Consider the following 19,403-nt stretch of genomic DNA (forward strand, 5'->3'; position numbering starts at 1 on the left):
TCCTGCGATCCGAATGCCAACCGTTTAAGGGTGGTCTCGCCCTATCCCCGGCGTAGCGAATGTCTCCTGACCAGGCGGTGATTGTCGCCGCGGTCGCGCTCCCGTTTGCCGCTGCAGCACTCACGCCGTTCGTCTTCCGTATCCTCGGGGAAGAAACTGGAATCGTGGGTGTCCTCGTTGCACTGTCGTCGTTCGCTCTACTGCTAACCCAGTACGGTGCCGAAGGGACCGTCGCGCTCCAGTGGATTCCGTCCCTCGACATCGCACTCCGGTTTTACGTAGACGGGTGGGCACTACTGTTCGCGTTGCTCGCGAGCGGTATCGGTGCGCTCGTTTTCGCTTACTCGCCCGCGTACATGCACGGTCAGTCGGGTCTCGTCAGGTACTACGCAGCAATGCTCGCGTTCATGGGTTCGATCGTCGGGGTCGCACTCGCATCCGATCTGATCGCAATCTTCCTGTTCTGGGAGCTTACGAGCCTCTGTTCGTTCGTCCTGATCGGTTTCTACACCGCCGACGATTCGTCGCAGTACGCCGCTCGGATGGCCATGCTCATCACCGTGGGCGGCGGCCTCTTCCTGCTCGTGGGGCTCCTCTTGCTGTCAGTCATGGCCGGTGACGTCGTCGGTCCCGCATCCGCGTTCGACCTCGCTGCGATGCTCGAGAATTCCGACGCGATGCAGTCGGCGCTTCGGGATCGAGGACTGTTCGTTCCGGTTATGGGATTGCTCGCGATCGGCGCAGCGACGAAATCCGCACAGGTGCCGTTGCACTTCTGGCTGCCCAACGCTATGGCTGCGCCGACGCCCGTCTCGGCGTTTCTCCACTCCGCGACGATGGTCAAAGTGGGCGTGTACTTCGTCGGACGGGTTCGCCCCATGTTCCTCGGATCGGAGTGGCTGTTGCTGTTCGTGACACTCGGGTTGACGACCATGACCGTCTGTGCGATCATGGCCGTCGCGGCGACGGATATCAAAGAACTGCTCGCGTACTCGACGGCGAGCCACCTCGGTCTGATGATCGCCGGATTCGGTTTTACGTCGGTTTACGGCGCGGAGGCGGGAGTCTTCCATCTATTCAATCACGCCCTCTTCAAGGCTCCGTTGTTCCTCGTAGCCGGAATCATCGCTCACGAGACTGGAACCCGGCAGATCGACTCACTCGGCGGACTCCGACGCGATCTGCCGGTGACGGCGGCGATCACGACGATCGTCGCGCTTAGCATGGCCGGGATTCCGCCGTTCAACGGCTTTTATTCGAAAGAATTACTCTACGAGGCCGCCGTTGAGGCGAGCCACCATCACGATATCGGTGCCCTCGGCCGGCTCTATCCCGCCGTCGCCGTCTTCGGGAGTATCTTCACCGTCCTCTACTCCCTTCGATTTCTGTCTCTCTTCTTCGGGGACCGACCGGACGAACTCGGCCCCGTCCAGAGCCCGCCTCTCACGATGCTCGTCCCGCCAGCCTTGCTGGCGCTGCTCGCCGCGGTCGTCAGCGTCGATCCCCAACTCGCCGTAGACGCCATCGTCCAATCCGGCCTCGAGGCGACGGCGATCGATCCCCACGAGATGCACGTCGGAATTCCGACGTCGTACTCGCTTCCGGTCGGGATGAGCGCCGTCACGATCGGCGTCGGCCTCGCCGCGTTTCCGTTTTACGGGCGGCTCAACGGTAGCATTCGCGCGATTTCGCGAGCCGTTCCGCAGATCAGACCGAACTGGTGGTACGACGCAATCGTCGACGGCCTCACCGACGAAGGGAGATGGCTCGCCGATCGCGTCCACAACGGGCTCCTTCGAACGTACGCGACGTGGACGCTGAGTGGGACCTGCGTTCTCGCCCTCGTCGGCTTCGTCGCGGCAGGTGCGATCGAGCCAGCCGAACTCGGAGTCGAAGCCACGCTCTCCATCGCACTCGTGTTGCTCGTAGCCGCCACCGGTGCGCTCGCCGTGGCTCTCTCCGACTCGCACGTCGCGGGCGTCCTCACGCTCTCGATTCTCGGCTTTATGATCGCCATCTTCTACATCCTCGCGAGCTCACCCGACCTCGCGTTGACACAGCTCGTCGTCGAAACGCTCGTTCTGTTGATCTTCCTGCTCGTGATCGAAGAGATTCCCGAGTCGTACGCAATCGGGCTTCGACGTAGCATCCGCGACGTCGTCCTTTCGCTGGCAGTCGGTACGACTGCGTTCGTTACGGTTCTCGTTACGACCAGCGCACGTCCCGGCGGCTCGACCTATATCGCTCGTCAATTCGCAGAACGAGCGGTGCCCGAAGGCGGCGGGTCCAACATCGTCAACGTCACTCTCGTCGACTTCCGCGGCTTCGATACCCTCGGCGAACTCGTCGTGATCGCCCTCGCTGCGATTTCGATCCTGACGCTGATCGTCATGCGCGGCAGCGGCGACGGTGGGCTGATCGATACGCGAGCCGGAAACGAACTACTCGACAACGAATCGTCCGATGATGAACGCCTCGAGGGCGGACTCTCGGAAGAGAACCCTCTCGAGGGCGGTCCATCCGGAACGCCTCCCGATGGCGGGAATTCGGACGATGCCGATACCGGGATCGAAGGAGGTGACACGCAGTGACGACTGTCATCATGCGCACGACCGCTCGAGTGATCGTTCCGATCGTCCTGGTCGTCGCGATATCGCTGTTCATCGAGGGCCACAACCTTCCCGGGGGCGGGTTCATCGGCGGCGTCCTCACGACGACGGCGTTTGCGATCATCTACATGGCCTTCGGCCTGGACTTCCTCGAGCGGGGAATCCTCGGACGTGACGTCGACCCCGGTAAGGAACCGTCTCGGGACCGCGTCGTCGTGGCCTACCGCCGGCTGTTCGCGTACGGGTTCGCGATCGCAGTCGCGAGCGGCCTCGCTCCGCTGCTTTACGACCAGCCGTTTCTCTCACAGACGTTCGTCATACTCGAGGGGATTCCGATCTACGATCATCTCGAGGTGGCGAGCGCGCTGGCGTTTGATTTCGGCGTCTACTGCGTGGTCGTCGGCGGCCTGCTTACGATTCTGTCGGTGGTGGGAGCCGAATGACGGCGGTCGTGCTCGCGGCGACGATCGGCGCGCTGTTCGCACTCGGAACGTTCCTGCTGCTACGACGAGACCTCATCCGCGTCGTCTGGGGACTGACGATCATCAGTCAGGCTGCGAACCTCTATCTCCTGACGATGGGTGGTATCGCGCCGGCAACTGCCGAGTCGGTACCGGTCCTGGCCGGCCACGGGGATCACGTCCCGGAAACAGCCGATCCGCTGGTCCAGGCGCTCGTGTTGACCGCGATCGTCATCGGCTTCGGCATGACTGCATTCGCGCTCGTACTGTCGTATCGGGTTTACGAAGAACACGACACGCTGGACGTGACGAATCTTGGTGATCACAAATGAGTGGACCAGTGCGGGCTGACCGGATTGTGACGGGTGATCGACGATGACGACACTGCGACGACGACGAACGAAGCCGGCGGGTGATCGACGATGACGACACTGCGACGACGAACGAAGCCGGCGGGTGATCGACGATGACGACACTGCGACGACGACAAACGAAGTCGGCGGGTGATCGACGGGGACAGACGATGACGACTGGTGATCAACGGTGACGACTATGGCGACGACTCCGATCGGCACGAACTCACAGCTCGTGATCGCACCGATGCTGATCGTTCTCGTCACAGCCGTCGCAACGCTGTTGCTCGGACGTCGACCGCAAGCTCGAGCGGCGGTCAGTCTCGGCGGCGGCGCGGCGTATGCAGTCGCGGTGGCGGCGATCGACTGGTACGTCGTCCTCGCTCCGAACGCGCCCGGAATCGCGACCTATCAGGTCGGCGACTGGCCTGCCCCCATCGGAATCACGCTCGTCGCGGACGGCCTGTCGGCGTTTATGCTGACTATGGTCGCCGTTCTGGGCGTCGCATCGCTTGTCTTCTCGACCCGTCACCTTCCCGGCGATGAGGGCCGAAGCTACTACTTCCCGCTCTTTCACTTCCTGGCGCTTGGAGTTACCGGCGCGTTTCTTACTGGCGACCTCTTTAACCTCTTCGTCTGGTTCGAGGTGATGTTGATGGCCAGCTACGTATTCGTCGCGTATTCCGGCGGTCCCGAACACACACGCGCCGCATTCTGGTACGTCTCACTCAACTTGCTGGCCAGCGCCGTTTTCTTGCTCGGCGTCGGTGGCATTTACGCGTCCACGGGAACGCTAAATATGGCGGACCTTGCCCGACGTCTCGCCGAGCCGGCGGCGTACGGACTCGACCCGGTCCCGGTCGTCGGGCTGCTCGGCCTCCTCCTGTCGGTGTTCGCTATCAAAGCCGGACTCGTCCCCTTCCAGTTCTGGATTCCGAGCGCGTACCGGGCCGCACCGCCCCAGATTACCGCGTTGCTGGCTGGCGCAACGAAAAAGGTCGGCATCTACGCTATTATCCGACTGTCGTTTACGGTCTTCGCCGGTGCCGAAATCGCCGTAGATCTCGGGGTTCCGGGAACCGGATTTGCGATCGACTCGCCGCTTTCGTTCGTGGGCGTCGCACTGTTCCTCATGGCCGGTGCCAGCATCCTCGTCGGCGGCATCGGTGCCGTCGGCCGAGACTCCCTCGAAGGGGTGTTCGCGTACTCGAGCATCGGTCAGGTCGGCTTCATCGCGATCCCGGTGGCGATCGCGGCGACGACGACGAGTCCGGAACTCCGCCAGCTGGGCATCGTCGCCGCGCTGGTGTACGCGCTCAATCATACGCTCGCGAAGGGCCTTCTCTTCCTCGCCGTCGGGGCGGTCAGGTCGGCAACGGGAACCAGCAGCTTCGCCGACCTCGGCGGACTGGCAAAGCGGTCACCTGCCCTTGCTATCGCGGTGTTCATCGGTTCCTTAGCGCTCGTCGGTATTCCGCCGCTCTCTGGCTTTTTCGGCAAATTCCTCGTGTTCGACGCCGCGGCTCGCTCCGCGTCGGCGGGCCCCGCGCTCGTCCTCCTCCTCGTCGGCTCGTTACTGACGATAGCCTATTCGACCCGCATGTGGAATCGGAGCTTCTGGGGGGCCCAGACAGACGCGGTGGAAACTGCGGCGATCGACCCGTTGCAGGTGGCGGTCCTCGTCGTCCTCGCAACGGCGATCCTCGCAGTCGGCGTGGGATTCGAACCCGTCTACGAGTTCGCAGGAGCCGCAGCGGACGCCGCGCTCGACACTGAGGGGTACGTCGATGCAGTCGATCCCGCCGACGCCAGCGATCTGGCCGACTCGAGCGGCGGTGATCACACGTGAGAGTTCGTACCTGGCCGGTCGTCGGCGTCGTCTTCGCCGCGCTGTGGGTGTTCGTCCGCGGACTGGCGCTTACGCCCTCGACGCTCTTTGGTGGGTTCCTCGCAGGCCTGATCGTTGGTCTGCCGGTCGCGTTCATTTTCCGGCGACTGTACAGCAAACACCTCGATATCGGGCGTGGGATTCGAGCGCTTCCTTACGCCGGACTCTACCTCGCCGCGTTCGGCTGGGAGCTCCTGCGGGCGAACGTCGATGTCTCCTATCGAGTTCTCTCGCCCGGCATGCCGATCGAACCGGAGGTGATTCTGGTTCCCCTGCGGGTCGAATCCGATGTGGCGATCACTGTCATCGCCAATAGTATCACGATCACACCCGGGACGGTCACGCTCGACTACGACGAAGACACGAACGCGCTGTACGTACACGGCGTCAACGGCCGCGACCCACAGGCGATCGCTGAACCCATCCACACCTGGGAGGACTACGCACTCGAGATGTTCGACGAAGACGCGTCGCCGTCCGATCCGCCGCCGGAAATCGTCGTCTCGGGTGGCACAAGAGACAGGGGTCCTGACCGCCAAGACGGAGGTGTCGACGATGACTGAAGCCGACCCGGCGGTCCTCGAGACGGCGATCCGTGCCGCGTTGGTCCTCGTCAGCGGTCTCTGCGTCCTCTGTGGATACCGCGTGATTCGCGGGCCGACGAACCCCGACCGAGTCGTCGCGCTGGATGCCATCGCGACGAACGTGGTCGCGATTGCGATCCTGTTCGCTCTCTTGACCGATCGAGGACTGTTCATCACCGTGAGCCTCGTCCTCGCGATTATCGGATTCATCGCGACCGTTGCCGTCGCCAAGTTCGTCACGGAAGGCGAGGTGATCGAATGATTCTCGATATCGTCGTCATCGCGCTAATCGTCATCGGCTCGTTCTTCCTGACGGTCGGGACGGTCGGTCTCCTCCGATTACCGAACGTCTACAACCGGATGCACGCCACGAGCAAGCCGACGACATTGGGTACTGCCGCAATCTTTCTGGCGGGCTTCGTTCGCTTCGGGCCCGGTGGGGAAGGGCTAACGTCGCTCATTGGGATCGCCTTTCTGTTCCTCACTGTCCCGACCGGGTCACACATGATCGCCCGAGCCGCCGAGCGGATCGGCATCCCGTTTCTCGGGAGCGTCACCTGGCCGGACGAAACGCGGGTCGACAGAGGCCCGTCGGAACGTTCCGAGGGCCGAGCGGACGACGAGTAAGTGCAGATCCCAGGGTGCTGGACGGCGCGACTACGCGAGTAGCGCTCCGGGAGACGAGCCGGTCAGCGCTGGCGGTCGGCGCGACGCCCGTCGCAGCGACGCCGGCGAGAGCGAGTGCGACGGCCGCGCCGCTTACGACTCGTATTCGGTCTCCGCGTCGCGTTCGTTACGCGTCCCCTGACGCCACTCTTCGGCGTCCTCAAGCGTTTCCGTGCTCAGCAGTCGATCGAGTTTTCGCTCGAACTGCTCGTCGGTAAGCTCCCCCGCCGCGTAGCGTTCGCGGAGGGACTCGAGTGCGTCGCGAGCCTCGATATCGGCATCGGCGTCCGACGCTATCGTCGCGGAGTCAGTGCTGGTTTCCGTTTCCGTCTCACCGGGCGAATAGTCGTCGACCCACTCGCGGCGATCTTCCTCGTCACCGAACAGAATCGCGACCAGCGGAACGACGGCAATGTAACCGACGAGCAACGCTGCGAGCCACCACTCCTGCCCGGTGAACATCGCGCCCAACCAGAACGCCGTCACGAGCATGGACGCCACTGCGGTTGCGTTCTCACGAAGGCGGGTCAGGGGATCGTCCCCGGTCCGCTTGCGATCGCTTCCCTCGATCCCGTTCATACGAGCCTATTCGATCGGCATCAAAAATACGTTGGTGGCTCGAGCGGAGGCCGTATCGCCCGCTGGGCATCGAATCGATCGGATCGCCGCACGGAGAAAGCGCATCCGCTATGCAGGTAGCGGGCGACGGAGAAGACGAGTCTTACGCGAGCGTCTCGCCGAGCGCGTCGAGCGCAGCTTCGCGGACCGCATCGCGTTCGCCTGGCAGGAACTCGACGTGACCGTCGCGACCGCCCACGACGGTGACGCCGGCGTTCGGAACGGCTTCGGCGATCGCATCGCCGAGATCGCGCACGTTGACTGGTTCGGTCGCGCGGACGTGAAGTTCGTCGTCACCCACACCGAGCGTAACGTACGGTGGGCTCGCCCGGTCGCGTTCGCTCCGGTGAAGCGCATCCAGCAGCAGGATCGTCGTCGGGAAGTTGTATCGGTGCGTGAACGCGTCCGTGTCCAGAACGGAGACGCTGACTCCGTTTACACCGCGAACGGTGAGGTTCTCGCGGGCCGTCTCGAGTTCGGTCTCGAGTTTATCGCGGAATTGCTCGGAAACGTGTGCGGCGAGGTTACCGTCGTGTGGCCGATCCGTCCCCTCGCTGTCGCCGAACAGCAAGTCGATGACGAGTTCACGTTTGTCCTTGTACGACTGGTAGTAGGCCTCGAGCGCGACGGCTTCACGGCGCTCGGAGACGCCAGTTTCGTCGTAGCCGGCCTCGCTTGCGAGTTCGAGATAGGCTTCTGGGGTGTTCTCCCAGTAGCTGACAGCAGGAAGGTGCTTGAGGTCGGCGCGGACGTCGTCGTTTACGTGAGCGGCGACGTTCGCCGCGAGTGCTGTCGACGTGACGTCTGCGACGTCGACGTCCGCGAGCGATGGTGCGACCGGAACGGCGACGGCGTCTGCTATCTGCTCGTCTGCTCTACTGTCGTCGATTACGAGCGCCTCGGCACCGTACAGCGAAAGTAGCTCGTAGCCGTCGACCGATTCGACCGTCCCGCCGGCGTCGACGAGGACCACGAGTGGGAGCTGTTCGCCGTGTCGGTCGCGGGCTTCGAGCATCGAGGTAACGTCGGACGTCGCAGCGTCCATGTCGTAGACGCGACCGTCGAGCGGACGGCGCTCGAAGTAATGATACTCCGCGTCGTCTCGGGTATGCTTCTCACGAATCAGGGGCAAAACGGCGCGCTCGATCGCGGCGCCCGCGACGTAGCCGTCGGCTGTCGCGCCGTGGCGAACGACGATCGGACGTGCTTCCATGACGGCCCGGCGAATCGCGGTCGCCGCGTCCGCTATTTCGTCTTCGACGGCCGTGACGGCCTCGTGATCGGCGAAGAGTTCGACATTCGCCGGTCTCGCTTCGCGTTCGATCGCACTTTCGAGGCGGTCGACGACCGTCTCTCGATCCTCGCCGTCCAGGATTTCGAGGGACTCCGTCTCGACCTGCAGATCCCCGTGGTGGCGTTCGACTTCGCCTTCTATCGCAACGACGTTATCGACCTCGACAGCAGGGTAGGCGCGCACTCCAGCCTCCTCGAAGGCCGCGCACTCGACGGTGCTTGTCTCATCACGCAGTTCGAAGACCGTCGGGCCGCTGGTCTGGCGAACGCCGGTGATCTCGCCCTCGAGGCGGACGACGCTGCCAACCTGGTTCTCGATCGCGTCGATCGTCGTTCGGTTGAGCGCGGGTTCCGATTCGGCGGCGGATTCGGTGTCGGTCGTTGGAGCCGAAGCCGCGGCGGATTCGGTCGCGACAGAACCACTGCTAGCGACGGCCCCGGTTGCTTCCGAAGCGGCGGGTTGTTCGTCGACGGTCTCCGGTTGCGATTGCGGGTCGGTTTCCTCCGCAGCCGCCTGTAACTCACCGGCCTTCGCCGACTCGTCGCCGTCGGATTCCTGCCCGCTTTCGTCGGTCGTCCCGCTGGGTACAGGTGGCGCCGTTTCGTCGTCGGAGTCGTCCTCGAGTTCGCCAGGACGGTATTCACCGTCGGCAGTCTCGATCAGTTTCCCGCGGAATTCGCGTTCACGTTGGCGAATCGACCAGCCGAGGTCGACGTTCCCGTTGTCTCGAACGTCGAGAACCTGGACGAAGACGTCGTCACCCGAGTCCCAGTCGAGACTCTCGAGTCGTCGGTCGAGTTCGCTTCTATGCAACAATCCAGTGACGTGGTCTCCGATGTCGATGAAGACACCGAAGTCGGCGTAACCGTCGACGGTCCCCCGGTAAAACCGGCCGGGCGTGAGCTGTGAGGCGGACGTGCCAGTGAATTCGAAAACAGCATCCTCCTCGTGACTCTGACAGATCTCGCCGTCAACGGGTGTGCCGCAGATGATACAGTTACCCATCTATTCGAACCAAGCAGTTTCGCCCTAAAACGGTTGTCGAAATGCGTTCGTACTGCAAGCGCCGATAATAGTCCCACTGTCGGCCCGCAGTCACTCGAAAACGGGCGAATCGTCCTCGAGCGCCTCGATATCGTCAACGAGCGATCTGACGTCCTCCGGAAACAGCGAGATCTGAATTTCGTTCTCGTCTTCGTCTTCGAAGACGAGTTTAATGCGCTTGTCGCCAAACTCCCGCGCTTCGGCCGATTCGACGTCGAAAAGCTTTGCCGTCGCTGCCTTGTTTTTCGGCCCGACGTTCTTGATCGATCCGTCGTTCAACTCTACCATGAACTCCTCGAGCGTTAGCGCGAGCATGGTCGCCGTACGGGCCCCGGATAAAAAACGACACGGCATCGTCTCCGGTGGAGCGTCCGAGCGATCGGCCGGGGCTGCAATGCTCGGTCGAGTAGTCGCCGAGTGGAAGTGTGTAGTTGGTGGTTGTAGATTGCGCTGGGATGTCGCATTTGTATCGCCGGCCAGTGCCCAGCGACGATCGAGGGGCGAGTAGCCGGATGCGATCCCAGACCGCATGCGTGGTGTGTCAGTTCGCCTGCGGCTTTCTATTGTAGATCAATTCGACGTATAAATCTGGGTGATCGTACACGTCGGTTTCAGACCCTCAAGAAGTCATTGATGACGAACCGTCTGCATGCGATTACAGGAAATTCGAGGAGAAAGAGCTTCGCTTCAAACGGGGGTGGTGGTGGCAATCGTGACCGCGGCGACCGGCGATAGCAAACGCCGGCCGCGCCCACATTTAAGTTGCCCTCCCTCAAATTCCTCCACTGCTATGGAACTTACCTGGCACGGCCACTCGACGTGGTACGTCACCGTAGGGGAGACGAACTTGCTGATCGATCCGTTCTTCGATAACCCGAAGACCGACCTCGAGCCGTCCGATGTCGAAACGCCCGATTACGTGCTGTTGACACACGGCCACGCAGATCACATCGCCGACGCCGGTGCCTTTTCGGACGCGACGCTGGTCGCAACGCCCGAGCTGACCTCGTACTGCCAGGAGGAGTTCGGCTTCGAGGACGCAGTCGGCGGAATGGGAATGAACCTCGGCGGCACCGTCGAATGCGGCGACGCGTACGTCACGATGGTCCGCGCCGACCATACCAACGGGATCATGACCGAGAACGACGCAAGCGGCGGAATGCCCGCCGGCTTCGTCGTCTCCGATACGAAGCCGACCCAGGTCAGCGACGAGGAATCGACCACGTTCTACGACGCCGGCGACACCAGCCTCATGACCGAGATGCGCGAGGTCATCGGACCGTATCTCGAGCCCGACGCTGCGACGGTACCGATCGGCGACCACTTCACGATGGGACCGTTGCAGGCCGCCGTCGCCACCGACTGGCTCGACGTCGACCACGTCTTTCCACAGCACTACGACACGTTCCCGCCGATCGAACAGGACCCCGACGGCTTCGCCCGCGAAGTCGCGGCGACCGGCAGTGACGCCGAGGTAACCGTACTCGAGGCCGACGAATCGTTCGAACTCGAACCCTGATCGCAGGCGGGACCACCCAGTGAACGACGGGCCGAGCGACAGTTTGTCCACTCGCTCGAGTCACCGCCCGTCGAAAGGAAACCTCTCTTCCGTGATGTTGGCGCCGAACTTCGACTCGGTGCGTTCGTCTCAGTTTCCGATTCGATAGCGCGTTTCGAGCGGATAGCTTCGGTACCGGGCGAGTACCAGATGGAGTCCGACGGCGACGATGATCAGTCCGAAGTTCCAGATCACCGAATCGTAATAGATAACGTCGACGATAATCGGCTCCGAATAGAACGGCCAGAACGGCTTGAGCGGGGGCGCGATGTCGGGGGCGGAGAGAATATCCGCGAACAAATGGCTGGTGCCACCGAGAATCAGTCCCGCGGTCGCGAAGACGAAGACGGTCTCGGTTGGGATTTCCGTACTACGGATCCAGCCGTGGTCGTTGAACCGGTCGGTGAGCCACTTCGCAGCCACGATTCCGGCGAGGATGCTCATCGACACCACGAACACTACGGTATGGGTTACGCCGTGGTGTGAAACCGGTAGGACGTGTCGAAGCACCAGGTCGGAATCGGGCAACATCGCTGTCAGTAGCGCAAACCCGGTAAATCCAAGCGCCCCGCGCCGATCCCAGAGTATCCACGCCGGCGCGGCGAACAACATCGCCATCGCGAGATGGCCAGTTACGTCAACCATCCGTTGTCTCGATCATCGAAGTCGGCGCGCGAGTCTGAGAAACAACGAGACGAGTGTTCCGACACCGGGGATGCGCGACGACAGTGCGGCCGCGCCGAGTAGCAAGAGCCCGCTTTTCGGGCGGCCACGTCGAAACGCCAGCGCGCTGTCGATCAACGTTGAAACCATACTGAGCCTGTTTGCCGATCGCGTATCGAAGGAGGACATGGTGTACTCTGTTTACTGTTCGGTCGTGATGAACAAACGAATCACCGCTGCAAGCGCAAGGGTTCTAGCACGTAATCCACACGCAGGTGGAAAACGGGAACACGCCACCGCAAATCACAGGCCACGGTTCGATTGCTCACGCCGCGATGTGGTTGAGATGCCTGCCACCCTATCCACCACCAACGTTTACAGCCTCGCCCGTGTATCTCTCGAAGTGCTATGGCGAAGCAGGTCACCACCGTCTCAGACGAAGGATACAGCGCCACGAACGATATCCGCGAGTTCGAAACGACGATCGACGCCAACGGGGACGACGCTCCGGACACGCTAGAGGCACTGCTGGCAGCGTATGGGTCCTGTTACGTACCCGCACTTCGGGTCGGCGGCCAACAGCGGGGTGCCGACGATCTCGGGCGGATCGAAATCGAAACGACCGGCGAACTGAACGACGACGACAAACTCGAGTCGATTCAGTTCGACATTCGTGTCGCGGCAGACGTAGATGACGATACGGGCGATGAAATCCTCGAGCGAGCCTTCGAGCTCTGTAAAGTTCACGACGCCCTGAAAGATAGCTTGCACGCGGACGCGAATCTCGACGCCAACGCGTTCTGAGAGCGGGGACACCTCGTTTCGGCACTCGACTCTCATACCGACAGCCCGTCACTACGAGCCGGCAATAGCCACTTGTAGGTGCTGGACAGCAGGACTGATTCTCAACGCTCTCGTTTCGTGGGCCCCAGCGGCTGGGACGTGTTCGTACTCCGGTGAGGCTGTGAGTCGTCCGTGGAATCGAATCTGTCGACTGTGACAGTACCACCGTGCTAGATGATCACCTTCAAGATGATTCTCGAGACAGAGTCGAGTATGATACGATCATTCAATGGGTCAGAACCGCAGATTGCCGAGACCGCTCACGTCGACGACGCGGCAGTCGTCATCGGCGACGTCGTCATCGAAGACGAAGCAAGCATCTGGCCGAACACGACGCTCCGCGGAGACAACGGCACGATCGTGATCGGCGAAGGCGCAAACGTTCAGGACAACGCTGTTCTTCACGAAGATGCGGAACTCGAGCCATACACCACCGTCGGCCACAGCGCTATCGTTCACAATGCGACCGTCGCCGAGCGGGCGCTTGTCGGAATGAACGCGACCGTCCTCGATGGCGCTCGGGTGGGTGAAGGGGCAGTCGTCGCCGCGGGCAGCGTCGTCACCGAAGAGACAGACATACCGGCGTCGTCGCTCGTCGTCGGCGCGCCAGCCGAGGTGAAAACGGAGATAGAAGGGGACGGCCTCGAGGCGACCGCAGACCGGTACGTCGCGCTCGCAAAAGAGCATGCGGAAACGTCCGACCGTCTCGACTGAGTCCGCTAGCCGAACACGAGTTCCCGAACGTCATCGACGCCAGCGCGACGGACGACGGCCCGAACCGGGTCTTGCGCACCGGCGAGGTTGTTCGAGTCTCCGTCGAGGACCAGCAGTCGTGCCTCCCGACCGGTCTCGATCAAACCGAACTCGAGATCAGCGATTTCGGCCCCGTTGACGGTCGCCATTCGAAGGATTTCGTCTGCCGAGAGGTTCGAGAGCTTGGCGAGGAATTCCATCTCGCGGAACATCGACGGCGAGTTGAGCATCACGTTGTCGGTGCCGAGCGCGAGCGTCGTTCGCTCGTGAAGTGCATCGTAGGGCGACAGCCCTACGTCGGTCACGAGATTCGAGCGGGGGCAGACGACCACCGGAATCTCGTTGTCCGCGACTCGCTCCAGGTGGGCCGGCTCGGGGTGGACCATGTGAACCAGAAAATCCGGATCGAGATCCAGCGCAGGGGTGATGTCGCTTTCGTCGACTTCACCCGCATGAATCCCGAACGGTTTATTCGCCTCGTGCGTCGCCTCTCGCTCTCGATCGAAGGTCGCATCGTTAGCGCCGCTCGCGCCGAAGCCATCGCCGGCGTGCATCGCGTCGACGGAGCCGCGAGCGAAGGAGAGTGCATCGATCTCGAGGCCGTCCGCGGCGTCCTCGAGCATTCGCACTCCGTCGACGTCGCCCTCGCGAAAGTCCAGACAGGCAGCCGTGCCGGACCGCTGCATGAATTGCAGCGATCGCGTCATCGCGCTTACGAGTTCGTCGCGGGACGCCGCCCGGAGCAGCCGATGTTTCAGCCCATCCGGTGGCGCGACGAGTTCCTCGAGCGAAAGCCCGCTCCCGCCGGCCTCTTTGGCGATCGAGTCGCCGATGTGAGTGTGTGCATTGACGAACGCCGGAAGAATGAGGGCGTCCCCATCCACTGACGCCTCCTCGATGGCTTCGATGCGACCGTCCTCGTCGATCACGACCCGTCCCTCGACGGGATCGAATTCGCGCCCGCGCAGGATCGTTCCCGTTCGTTCCATACCGATCAGTTTGCGGTCAGTGCCTTCAACGATTCGTCGTCGGATGAGTTCGGCTATCGTAGTCGCTGGAAGTCAGTGCACTCTGCCCGCGAATTCACGGCCAGCGGTTCTCGCTGGCTGCTGTCTGCCGAGCGGCGGGTACATCGTTCCGACGACTACTATACCCGCTCGGCGCCGGTAGGTGAATCGAGATGCGACTGCACCTTCTGTACCGGACGACGACAAAGAGTGGAGAGCCAAATCGCTGTGATTCGAGGGAGTGATGGTCTTTCGCCAGCAAACAGGGCTGAAGAGGTACGGACCGGGGTGTTCCGTCGGAATCAATCCGAGTCGTCGAATTCAAAAATTGCGTGGTTGTGGCCTCACGAAACGGCTTCGCTCCGTCGAACGACTTCGCACCGACGATATCGCGACGTCTGGCCAGCCCTCCGTCCCCTCCCACTCGTGGGGCCCTGCGTCGGGTTCTGCAAATCGACCCTCGGAAGCAGATATGCCTCCTCGAGAGACGTACGGCGGTAGCTGTGGCAAGATACGTGGTAGTTCAGACGAATGCTGTCGCGCTTACGATCATCAGAGCGAGATTGTAACCAGTGTGGACGGCGATCGGAACGAGCAGGTTTTCCGTTCGTTCATAGACGTAGCCGAAGACGGCACCGACGAGAGTGAGAATAAGTGCACCGGCGATCACGGCGGGGACCTCGGACCCGAGGTAGTTCGGAATGTGGATCGCACCGAAGAGGAGGGACGCTCCGGCGATTGCTCCGGTCCGACCGAACGAATCGTGAAGCCGCCCCTGGATGGCCCCTCGAAAAAGGTACTCCTCGGCGGGCGGAGCGACGAGGACGATCACTGCAGCCGTAGCTACGAACGTCGCTGTATCGATGTTTTTCGCCGTGTAAAACGTCTGTGGCTGCAGACCGATGACTCCCAACAACGAGAAGAGCCCGACGCCGACGATGAACGCACCGACGGTCCCGAGCAGCGTTATTCGAGTGTCGTTTCCAGACGGTCTACGGACCGAAACGCTCCGGTCGCGAAGTCGGACGTATCCGTATCCGACCACCAGGAATCCGAGTTCGGCTGCGGTGGTTACGGCGACGACGAAAAGGAAAAGCCCGTTCGGATCGCCGACAGCGAGTACCCCACCGAAACTGGCGATGAGTACGCCGATCCCCGCTGCGACGACGCCCGAAACGGTAAGGCCGAAAGCAGTAACGATGGCTAGCAATCGACTCGTTACTGTTGCCTGGTTTGTAGTCCGGTTTTCTTCTTCGCTCATGACAAATATATCCGCATTATTACTTCGATAGTCCATTTCTATAACTACATAAATATAACTAAAGAGCCACGTATCGTAATAAACGCTCACGTCGGACGCAGGCCCGGTTCATTCGACGAACTGATCCAACGTCGCGTCGAGTCCGTTCCGGACTTCGCTGACCAATGCGCCGTCGATATCTAATCCGAGGACGTCGACTGCTGCTCGGCCGAGCCGGTCGCGTAACGCGGACGGCGTGTAGACGCCCAGTCGCCACTGGGAATATTGGGCCGCTCGCAGAGCCTCGACCAGCGGCGACTGCTGACCCAGCTGACGAACGTCACCGTTTACCATCACGCGCGTTGTCGACTCCGTCATCGACGGACGGCTGGGCACGTCGAGAATCACCTGGGTCGGATCGACGTCTGCTCGGTCGGCTATCTCGCGTTCGAACTCGCGGATCGTTTCATGGGACGCCTCGATGACGCCACCCGGCACGTCGTCTATCTCGGCCCACACGGCCCGCTTGAACAGGTCGCGGTGATCCAGCCGGCGAGAGAACTCCGTCGTCGATTCACACGACCGTAAGGCCACGATCAAATCGTGATCGTCCATCCGCTGCAGGGTCTCGGCATCGATGTCAGTCGTTGCAGCCTCGAGCAGGCGTTCCCCGGCCCGCCGAAGCATCGCCTTGCTGATTCGGGCGACGCCGTGGCTGTAGACGGTCGGATTCATCAACGCCCGAGCGACCAGCAGGCTCTCTGCGGTCTGGACGTTTCCTTCGGCAAGAACGAGTTCGCCGTCGGCAAAGGTTAGTTCCCGAACGAGGCGACCGTGATCGATCGTCCCGTAGGGGACCCCCGTGTGGTGGGCGTCACGGACCAGATAATCCATCCGATCCACGTCGAGTTCGCCTGATACCAGTTGTCCGAATCGCCCCTCACCCGCGATGAGATCCGCCACCGCTGCCGGCTCGAGGTCGTTATCGCGTAGTACGTCCCCCACTGCCCCGTCGGTGAGCAACTCGTGGACGTCGTCGTGATATCGGCCCGTCCGGCGGTGAGTCAGCGACTCGAGGTTGTGACTGAACGGGCCGTGGCCGACGTCGTGAAGGAGCGCTGCCGCGCGGACCCGCTCTGCTCGCGTTCCTTCGACGCTGAGGTGCTCCAGGGCTTCGCAGGCGAGGTGATAGACACCGAGGCTGTGTTCGAACCGCGTGTGGTTGGCAGAGGGGTAGACCAGCGAGACGGTCCCGAGTTGACTAACGTTCCGGAGACGCTGGAGCTCGGGCGTATCGAGGAGGTCGCGAGCGACGCCGTCGACCTGAATGTGATCGTGAACGCTGTCCTTGATAATCTTCATTGGTCGTCATTCGGCCGGTTCGTACAAAAACGGTCGTCCCGTCGATCCCTCGAGTTGCGTATTCTTGCTCAAGTGCTACCCCAGTAGACACGATACAAACAGATCGCCATGACTGATCTGACGATTCCACCAGATACCGACGAAAAGCGTGCTGCAGAGCTCGTCCAGAGTCACGTCGATATCGGTGACGTCGTCGAGGTTCGTAACGAGGAGCGGACCGAAGATCACCAGCTCGACGTCACTGGAGAGGTAACCGGACTCGAAACGACCTATCTCGAGATCGACGGTAATCCACCCGAGAACGGCAGTGTCCCGTACACCCGGATTCATACGGTTAGCAGAATCGAAACGGAGTGAACGACCAGCTCTCATAACCCGACGCTCCAGTGTGGCAGTCCTCTCACCAGCGTCATGTTGCGTGCGGTGCCAGGAACCTCCGGGTCGAGCCTGCCCACACGTTTGACGCCGAACTGTAACGTTGTTCCCGCCGATTCGGCAGTTCGCACCCGCTGCTCCAGGTCATCGATCCGATGATTCTGGTTTCGAGTGGCGGGCAGTCGCTCGATTCGACTACCCGACTTCGACCCACTCTCCCCCGTCGTCGCTCTCCTCGATCGCGTCGAGCACTTGCTGAGCGGCCAGGCCGTCGTCGAAGTTCGGTGCGAAGTCGCTACCGGACTCGACCGCGCTGAGGAATTCGTAATTCTCGTGGACGAACGTGTGTTCCCAGCCGAGCACGTGACCCGGTGGCCACCAGTGGTCGACGTACGGATCGTCCTCGTCGGTGACCAGAATCGTTTCGTATCCCCGGTCGTCACCGCGGAGCACCTCGAGTTCGTTCAGCCGCTCGAGTGAGAATCGCAGACTGCCCGCCGACCCGTGAATCTCGATGACGTGGTCGTTTTTGTGGCCCGTCGCGAAGCGCGATCCCTCGAGGGTGCCCATCGCACCGTTCTCGAACTCGAGTTGTGCGGTGTATGCGTCGTCGACCGTGACGGGCCGAGTTTCGGAGTCGTTCTGTGCTGAGGACCCTTCGGTCGGCCGCTCTTCGACGAACGTTTGCAGGTGGCCACTGACCCGATCTATCTCACCGGCGAGACCGACGTCACCGACGAGAAAGCGGAGGAGATCGACCGAGTGGGACCCGAGATCGCCGAGCGCGCCCGACCCTGCCATCTCCTCGTCGTTGCGCCACGACCACGGGGCATCGGGATCGACCAACCAGTCTTGAAGGTATCGAGCACGAACGTGGTGGATCTCGCCTAACTCGCCCGCCTCGAGCAACCGTTTTGCGTACCGAATCGCGGGCACGAATCGGTAGTTGAACGCGCACCCGGCGGGGACGGCATCGCCTGCATCGCGGGCCGCTTCAGCCATCACGTCGGCACCCTCGAGCGTCGGCGCAAGCGGCTTTTCACAAAATACGGGTGTGCCGGCTTCGAGAGCGGCGACCGAAGGTTCGACGTGAACGTGGTTCGGCCCGAGGTTGTAGAAAACGTCGACCTCGTCGACGACGTTCGCCCAGTCTGTCGCAATCGATTCGAAGCCGAGTCGATCGGCGGCGTCCGACAGCGCCTCCTCGTGGCGGCCCACGAGAACGCGCCGTTGGATTTCGGGTGCATCCGGGAAAAACATCGGAAGCCGCGCCATCGCGTTTGCGTGAGCTTTTCCCATAAAACGATAGCCGAGTACGCCGACCTCGAGCGTCATGTATGGCCGTTCGCCGGCCCGGCAGTTAGCGTTTTGCCGTGGGTCAGAAACCACACCCGCCGACCGACTCGAGAGTATCACTTTCGCACTACTCGTCACGGTTACCCACGTCCGGAACGTACCGCATTCAGTCGAGGGGTCCCATGAGTGTGACAGTCGATCTCAACAATACCGAAGCAGTCAACCTGACCGAGAATACCATCGATCAACGACCGCCCGACCGACTCGAGTTCACCGTCGAAGGACGGCTGGTGGTGAACAAAATGCTGCTCGAAGGCTTCGCGGGAGCGACGCTAGACCCCGTTCAGGTGACCGTATCTACCGACGCCTCGGAGCGGGTCACCATCAACCTGACCGGACCGCCGACGCTTCGACTCGAGACAACCGATGTCGGCGTTGCGACGCCAGAAATGGACGATATCGGAACTGAAATCGATGCTTTCCGCTCGCCGGCAAACGACGATCCCGGTGGAATCGATTCGCCACCGAACGTGGTCGCGTTTACCGTCGACGGTACCATCCGAGACGTTCCGGCGGCGACGATCCGGGAACTCCCGAACCGTGCTTTGCGGTTCGAGTCGGTCTCGTTCGCCGTCGAGGAGTCGGTCAGCAGCGACGGCGGATCTAGAAACGACATAATCGTCGAATTCTCATTGCTCGGCTACGGAATCGTCGTTCGACGCGACGGGACCATCGTTCTCGCCAGCGACGGAACCCTGACACGTTTCGATCCCTTCTGATGGTCTCGAT

General features: G+C 61.9%; 21 protein-coding genes. 12 read left to right on the plus strand and 9 right to left on the minus strand.

What is annotated here, in order from left to right; all coding sequences use genetic code 11:
- Positions 1-59 precede the first annotated feature (59 nt).
- The 7 genes from mbhE to mnhG all read left to right on the plus strand — a co-directional run bounded on the left by mbhE (position 60) and on the right by mnhG (position 6,522).
- Positions 60-2,591, plus strand: a complete 2,532-nt coding sequence (gene mbhE, locus HYG82_RS24665) for a hydrogen gas-evolving membrane-bound hydrogenase subunit E (protein WP_179259772.1) — start codon at positions 60-62, stop codon at positions 2,589-2,591.
- On the plus strand, positions 2,588-3,052 hold the full coding sequence (locus HYG82_RS24670; protein WP_179259773.1) for an MnhB domain-containing protein: 465 nt from the start codon (positions 2,588-2,590) through the stop codon (positions 3,050-3,052). Before mbhE ends, HYG82_RS24670 begins: the two co-directional genes overlap by 4 nt.
- The gene (locus HYG82_RS24675) at positions 3,049-3,402 is read left to right on the plus strand and encodes a sodium:proton antiporter (RefSeq protein WP_179259774.1); all 354 of its coding nucleotides are present in this window, start codon (positions 3,049-3,051) and stop codon (positions 3,400-3,402) included. The genes HYG82_RS24670 and HYG82_RS24675 overlap by 4 nt, the downstream gene beginning before the upstream one ends.
- A 220-nt stretch (positions 3,403-3,622) precedes the next feature.
- Positions 3,623-5,272, plus strand: a complete 1,650-nt coding sequence (locus HYG82_RS24680; RefSeq protein ID WP_179259775.1) for a complex I subunit 5 family protein — start codon at positions 3,623-3,625, stop codon at positions 5,270-5,272.
- The gene (locus HYG82_RS24685; RefSeq protein WP_179259776.1) at positions 5,269-5,874 is read left to right on the plus strand and encodes a Na+/H+ antiporter subunit E; all 606 of its coding nucleotides are present in this window, start codon (positions 5,269-5,271) and stop codon (positions 5,872-5,874) included. The genes HYG82_RS24680 and HYG82_RS24685 overlap by 4 nt, the downstream gene beginning before the upstream one ends.
- Positions 5,867-6,157 (plus strand): MrpF/PhaF family protein, encoded by a 291-nt coding sequence (locus HYG82_RS24690; protein ID WP_179259777.1) that lies wholly within the window; start codon positions 5,867-5,869, stop codon positions 6,155-6,157. The genes HYG82_RS24685 and HYG82_RS24690 overlap by 8 nt, the downstream gene beginning before the upstream one ends.
- Complete coding sequence (mnhG, locus tag HYG82_RS24695) at positions 6,154-6,522, plus strand: monovalent cation/H(+) antiporter subunit G (RefSeq protein WP_179259778.1); 369 nt, start codon at positions 6,154-6,156, stop codon at positions 6,520-6,522. The genes HYG82_RS24690 and mnhG overlap by 4 nt, the downstream gene beginning before the upstream one ends.
- A 132-nt stretch (positions 6,523-6,654) precedes the next feature.
- On the opposite strand, the gene HYG82_RS24700 is transcribed toward mnhG, so the two are convergent.
- The 3 genes from HYG82_RS24700 to HYG82_RS24710 form a co-directional block, all read right to left on the minus strand.
- Positions 6,655-7,140, minus strand: coding sequence for an SHOCT domain-containing protein (locus HYG82_RS24700; RefSeq protein ID WP_179259779.1), 486 nt, complete (start codon positions 7,138-7,140; stop codon positions 6,655-6,657).
- Between the two features lie 142 nt (positions 7,141-7,282).
- Positions 7,283-9,478, minus strand: coding sequence for an OB-fold nucleic acid binding domain-containing protein (locus HYG82_RS24705; protein ID WP_179259780.1), 2,196 nt, complete (start codon positions 9,476-9,478; stop codon positions 7,283-7,285).
- Positions 9,479-9,568: 90 nt separating this feature from the next.
- Positions 9,569-9,832 carry a hypothetical protein gene (locus tag HYG82_RS24710; RefSeq protein WP_179259781.1) on the minus strand — a complete coding sequence of 88 codons (264 nt, stop codon included), beginning with the start codon at positions 9,830-9,832 and terminating at the stop codon, positions 9,569-9,571.
- A 475-nt stretch (positions 9,833-10,307) separates the two neighbouring features.
- On the opposite strand from HYG82_RS24710, the gene HYG82_RS24715 reads away from it, so the two are divergent.
- Entirely contained in the window at positions 10,308-11,036 is a 729-nt protein-coding gene (locus HYG82_RS24715) for a metal-dependent hydrolase (protein WP_179259782.1), read from the plus strand.
- Between the two features lie 129 nt (positions 11,037-11,165).
- On the opposite strand, the gene HYG82_RS24720 is transcribed toward HYG82_RS24715, so the two are convergent.
- Both HYG82_RS24720 and HYG82_RS24725 read right to left on the minus strand, forming a co-directional pair.
- Positions 11,166-11,720, minus strand: a complete 555-nt coding sequence (locus tag HYG82_RS24720) for a metal-dependent hydrolase (protein ID WP_179259783.1) — start codon at positions 11,718-11,720, stop codon at positions 11,166-11,168.
- A 12-nt stretch (positions 11,721-11,732) separates the two neighbouring features.
- Complete coding sequence (locus HYG82_RS24725) at positions 11,733-11,927, minus strand: hypothetical protein (RefSeq protein ID WP_179259784.1); 195 nt, start codon at positions 11,925-11,927, stop codon at positions 11,733-11,735.
- Between the two features lie 219 nt (positions 11,928-12,146).
- Here HYG82_RS24725 and HYG82_RS24730 point away from each other — a divergent pair, with 219 nt between their 5' ends.
- Both HYG82_RS24730 and HYG82_RS24735 read left to right on the plus strand, forming a co-directional pair.
- On the plus strand, positions 12,147-12,542 hold the full coding sequence (locus HYG82_RS24730; protein ID WP_179259785.1) for an OsmC family protein: 396 nt from the start codon (positions 12,147-12,149) through the stop codon (positions 12,540-12,542).
- Between the two features lie 252 nt (positions 12,543-12,794).
- On the plus strand, positions 12,795-13,295 hold the full coding sequence (locus HYG82_RS24735) for a gamma carbonic anhydrase family protein (RefSeq protein WP_179259786.1): 501 nt from the start codon (positions 12,795-12,797) through the stop codon (positions 13,293-13,295).
- A 5-nt stretch (positions 13,296-13,300) separates the two neighbouring features.
- Here the strand turns inward: HYG82_RS24735 and HYG82_RS24740 are convergent, their stop codons facing one another.
- From HYG82_RS24740 to HYG82_RS24750, 3 genes are all read right to left on the minus strand, one after another.
- Positions 13,301-14,323: an amidohydrolase family protein gene (locus tag HYG82_RS24740; protein WP_179259787.1), complete on the minus strand. Its 1,023-nt coding sequence runs from the start codon at positions 14,321-14,323 to the stop codon at positions 13,301-13,303.
- A gap of 541 nt (positions 14,324-14,864) precedes the next feature.
- The gene (locus HYG82_RS24745; RefSeq protein ID WP_179259788.1) at positions 14,865-15,602 is read right to left on the minus strand and encodes a type II CAAX endopeptidase family protein; all 738 of its coding nucleotides are present in this window, start codon (positions 15,600-15,602) and stop codon (positions 14,865-14,867) included.
- Between the two features lie 108 nt (positions 15,603-15,710).
- Entirely contained in the window at positions 15,711-16,943 is a 1,233-nt protein-coding gene (locus HYG82_RS24750) for an HD domain-containing protein (RefSeq protein WP_179259789.1), read from the minus strand.
- Between the two features lie 108 nt (positions 16,944-17,051).
- On the opposite strand from HYG82_RS24750, the gene HYG82_RS24755 reads away from it, so the two are divergent.
- The gene (locus tag HYG82_RS24755) at positions 17,052-17,300 is read left to right on the plus strand and encodes a hypothetical protein (protein WP_179259790.1); all 249 of its coding nucleotides are present in this window, start codon (positions 17,052-17,054) and stop codon (positions 17,298-17,300) included.
- Positions 17,301-17,513: 213 nt separating this feature from the next.
- On the opposite strand, the gene HYG82_RS24760 is transcribed toward HYG82_RS24755, so the two are convergent.
- Complete coding sequence (locus HYG82_RS24760) at positions 17,514-18,653, minus strand: Gfo/Idh/MocA family protein (RefSeq protein WP_179259791.1); 1,140 nt, start codon at positions 18,651-18,653, stop codon at positions 17,514-17,516.
- A gap of 143 nt (positions 18,654-18,796) precedes the next feature.
- Between HYG82_RS24760 and HYG82_RS24765 the strand changes: the two genes are divergently transcribed.
- On the plus strand, positions 18,797-19,393 hold the full coding sequence (locus tag HYG82_RS24765) for a hypothetical protein (RefSeq protein WP_179259792.1): 597 nt from the start codon (positions 18,797-18,799) through the stop codon (positions 19,391-19,393).
- Positions 19,394-19,403: the final 10 nt, after the last annotated feature.

Source organism: Natrinema halophilum, assembly GCF_013402815.2.
GTDB classification, from domain to species: domain Archaea; phylum Halobacteriota; class Halobacteria; order Halobacteriales; family Natrialbaceae; genus Natrinema; species Natrinema halophilum.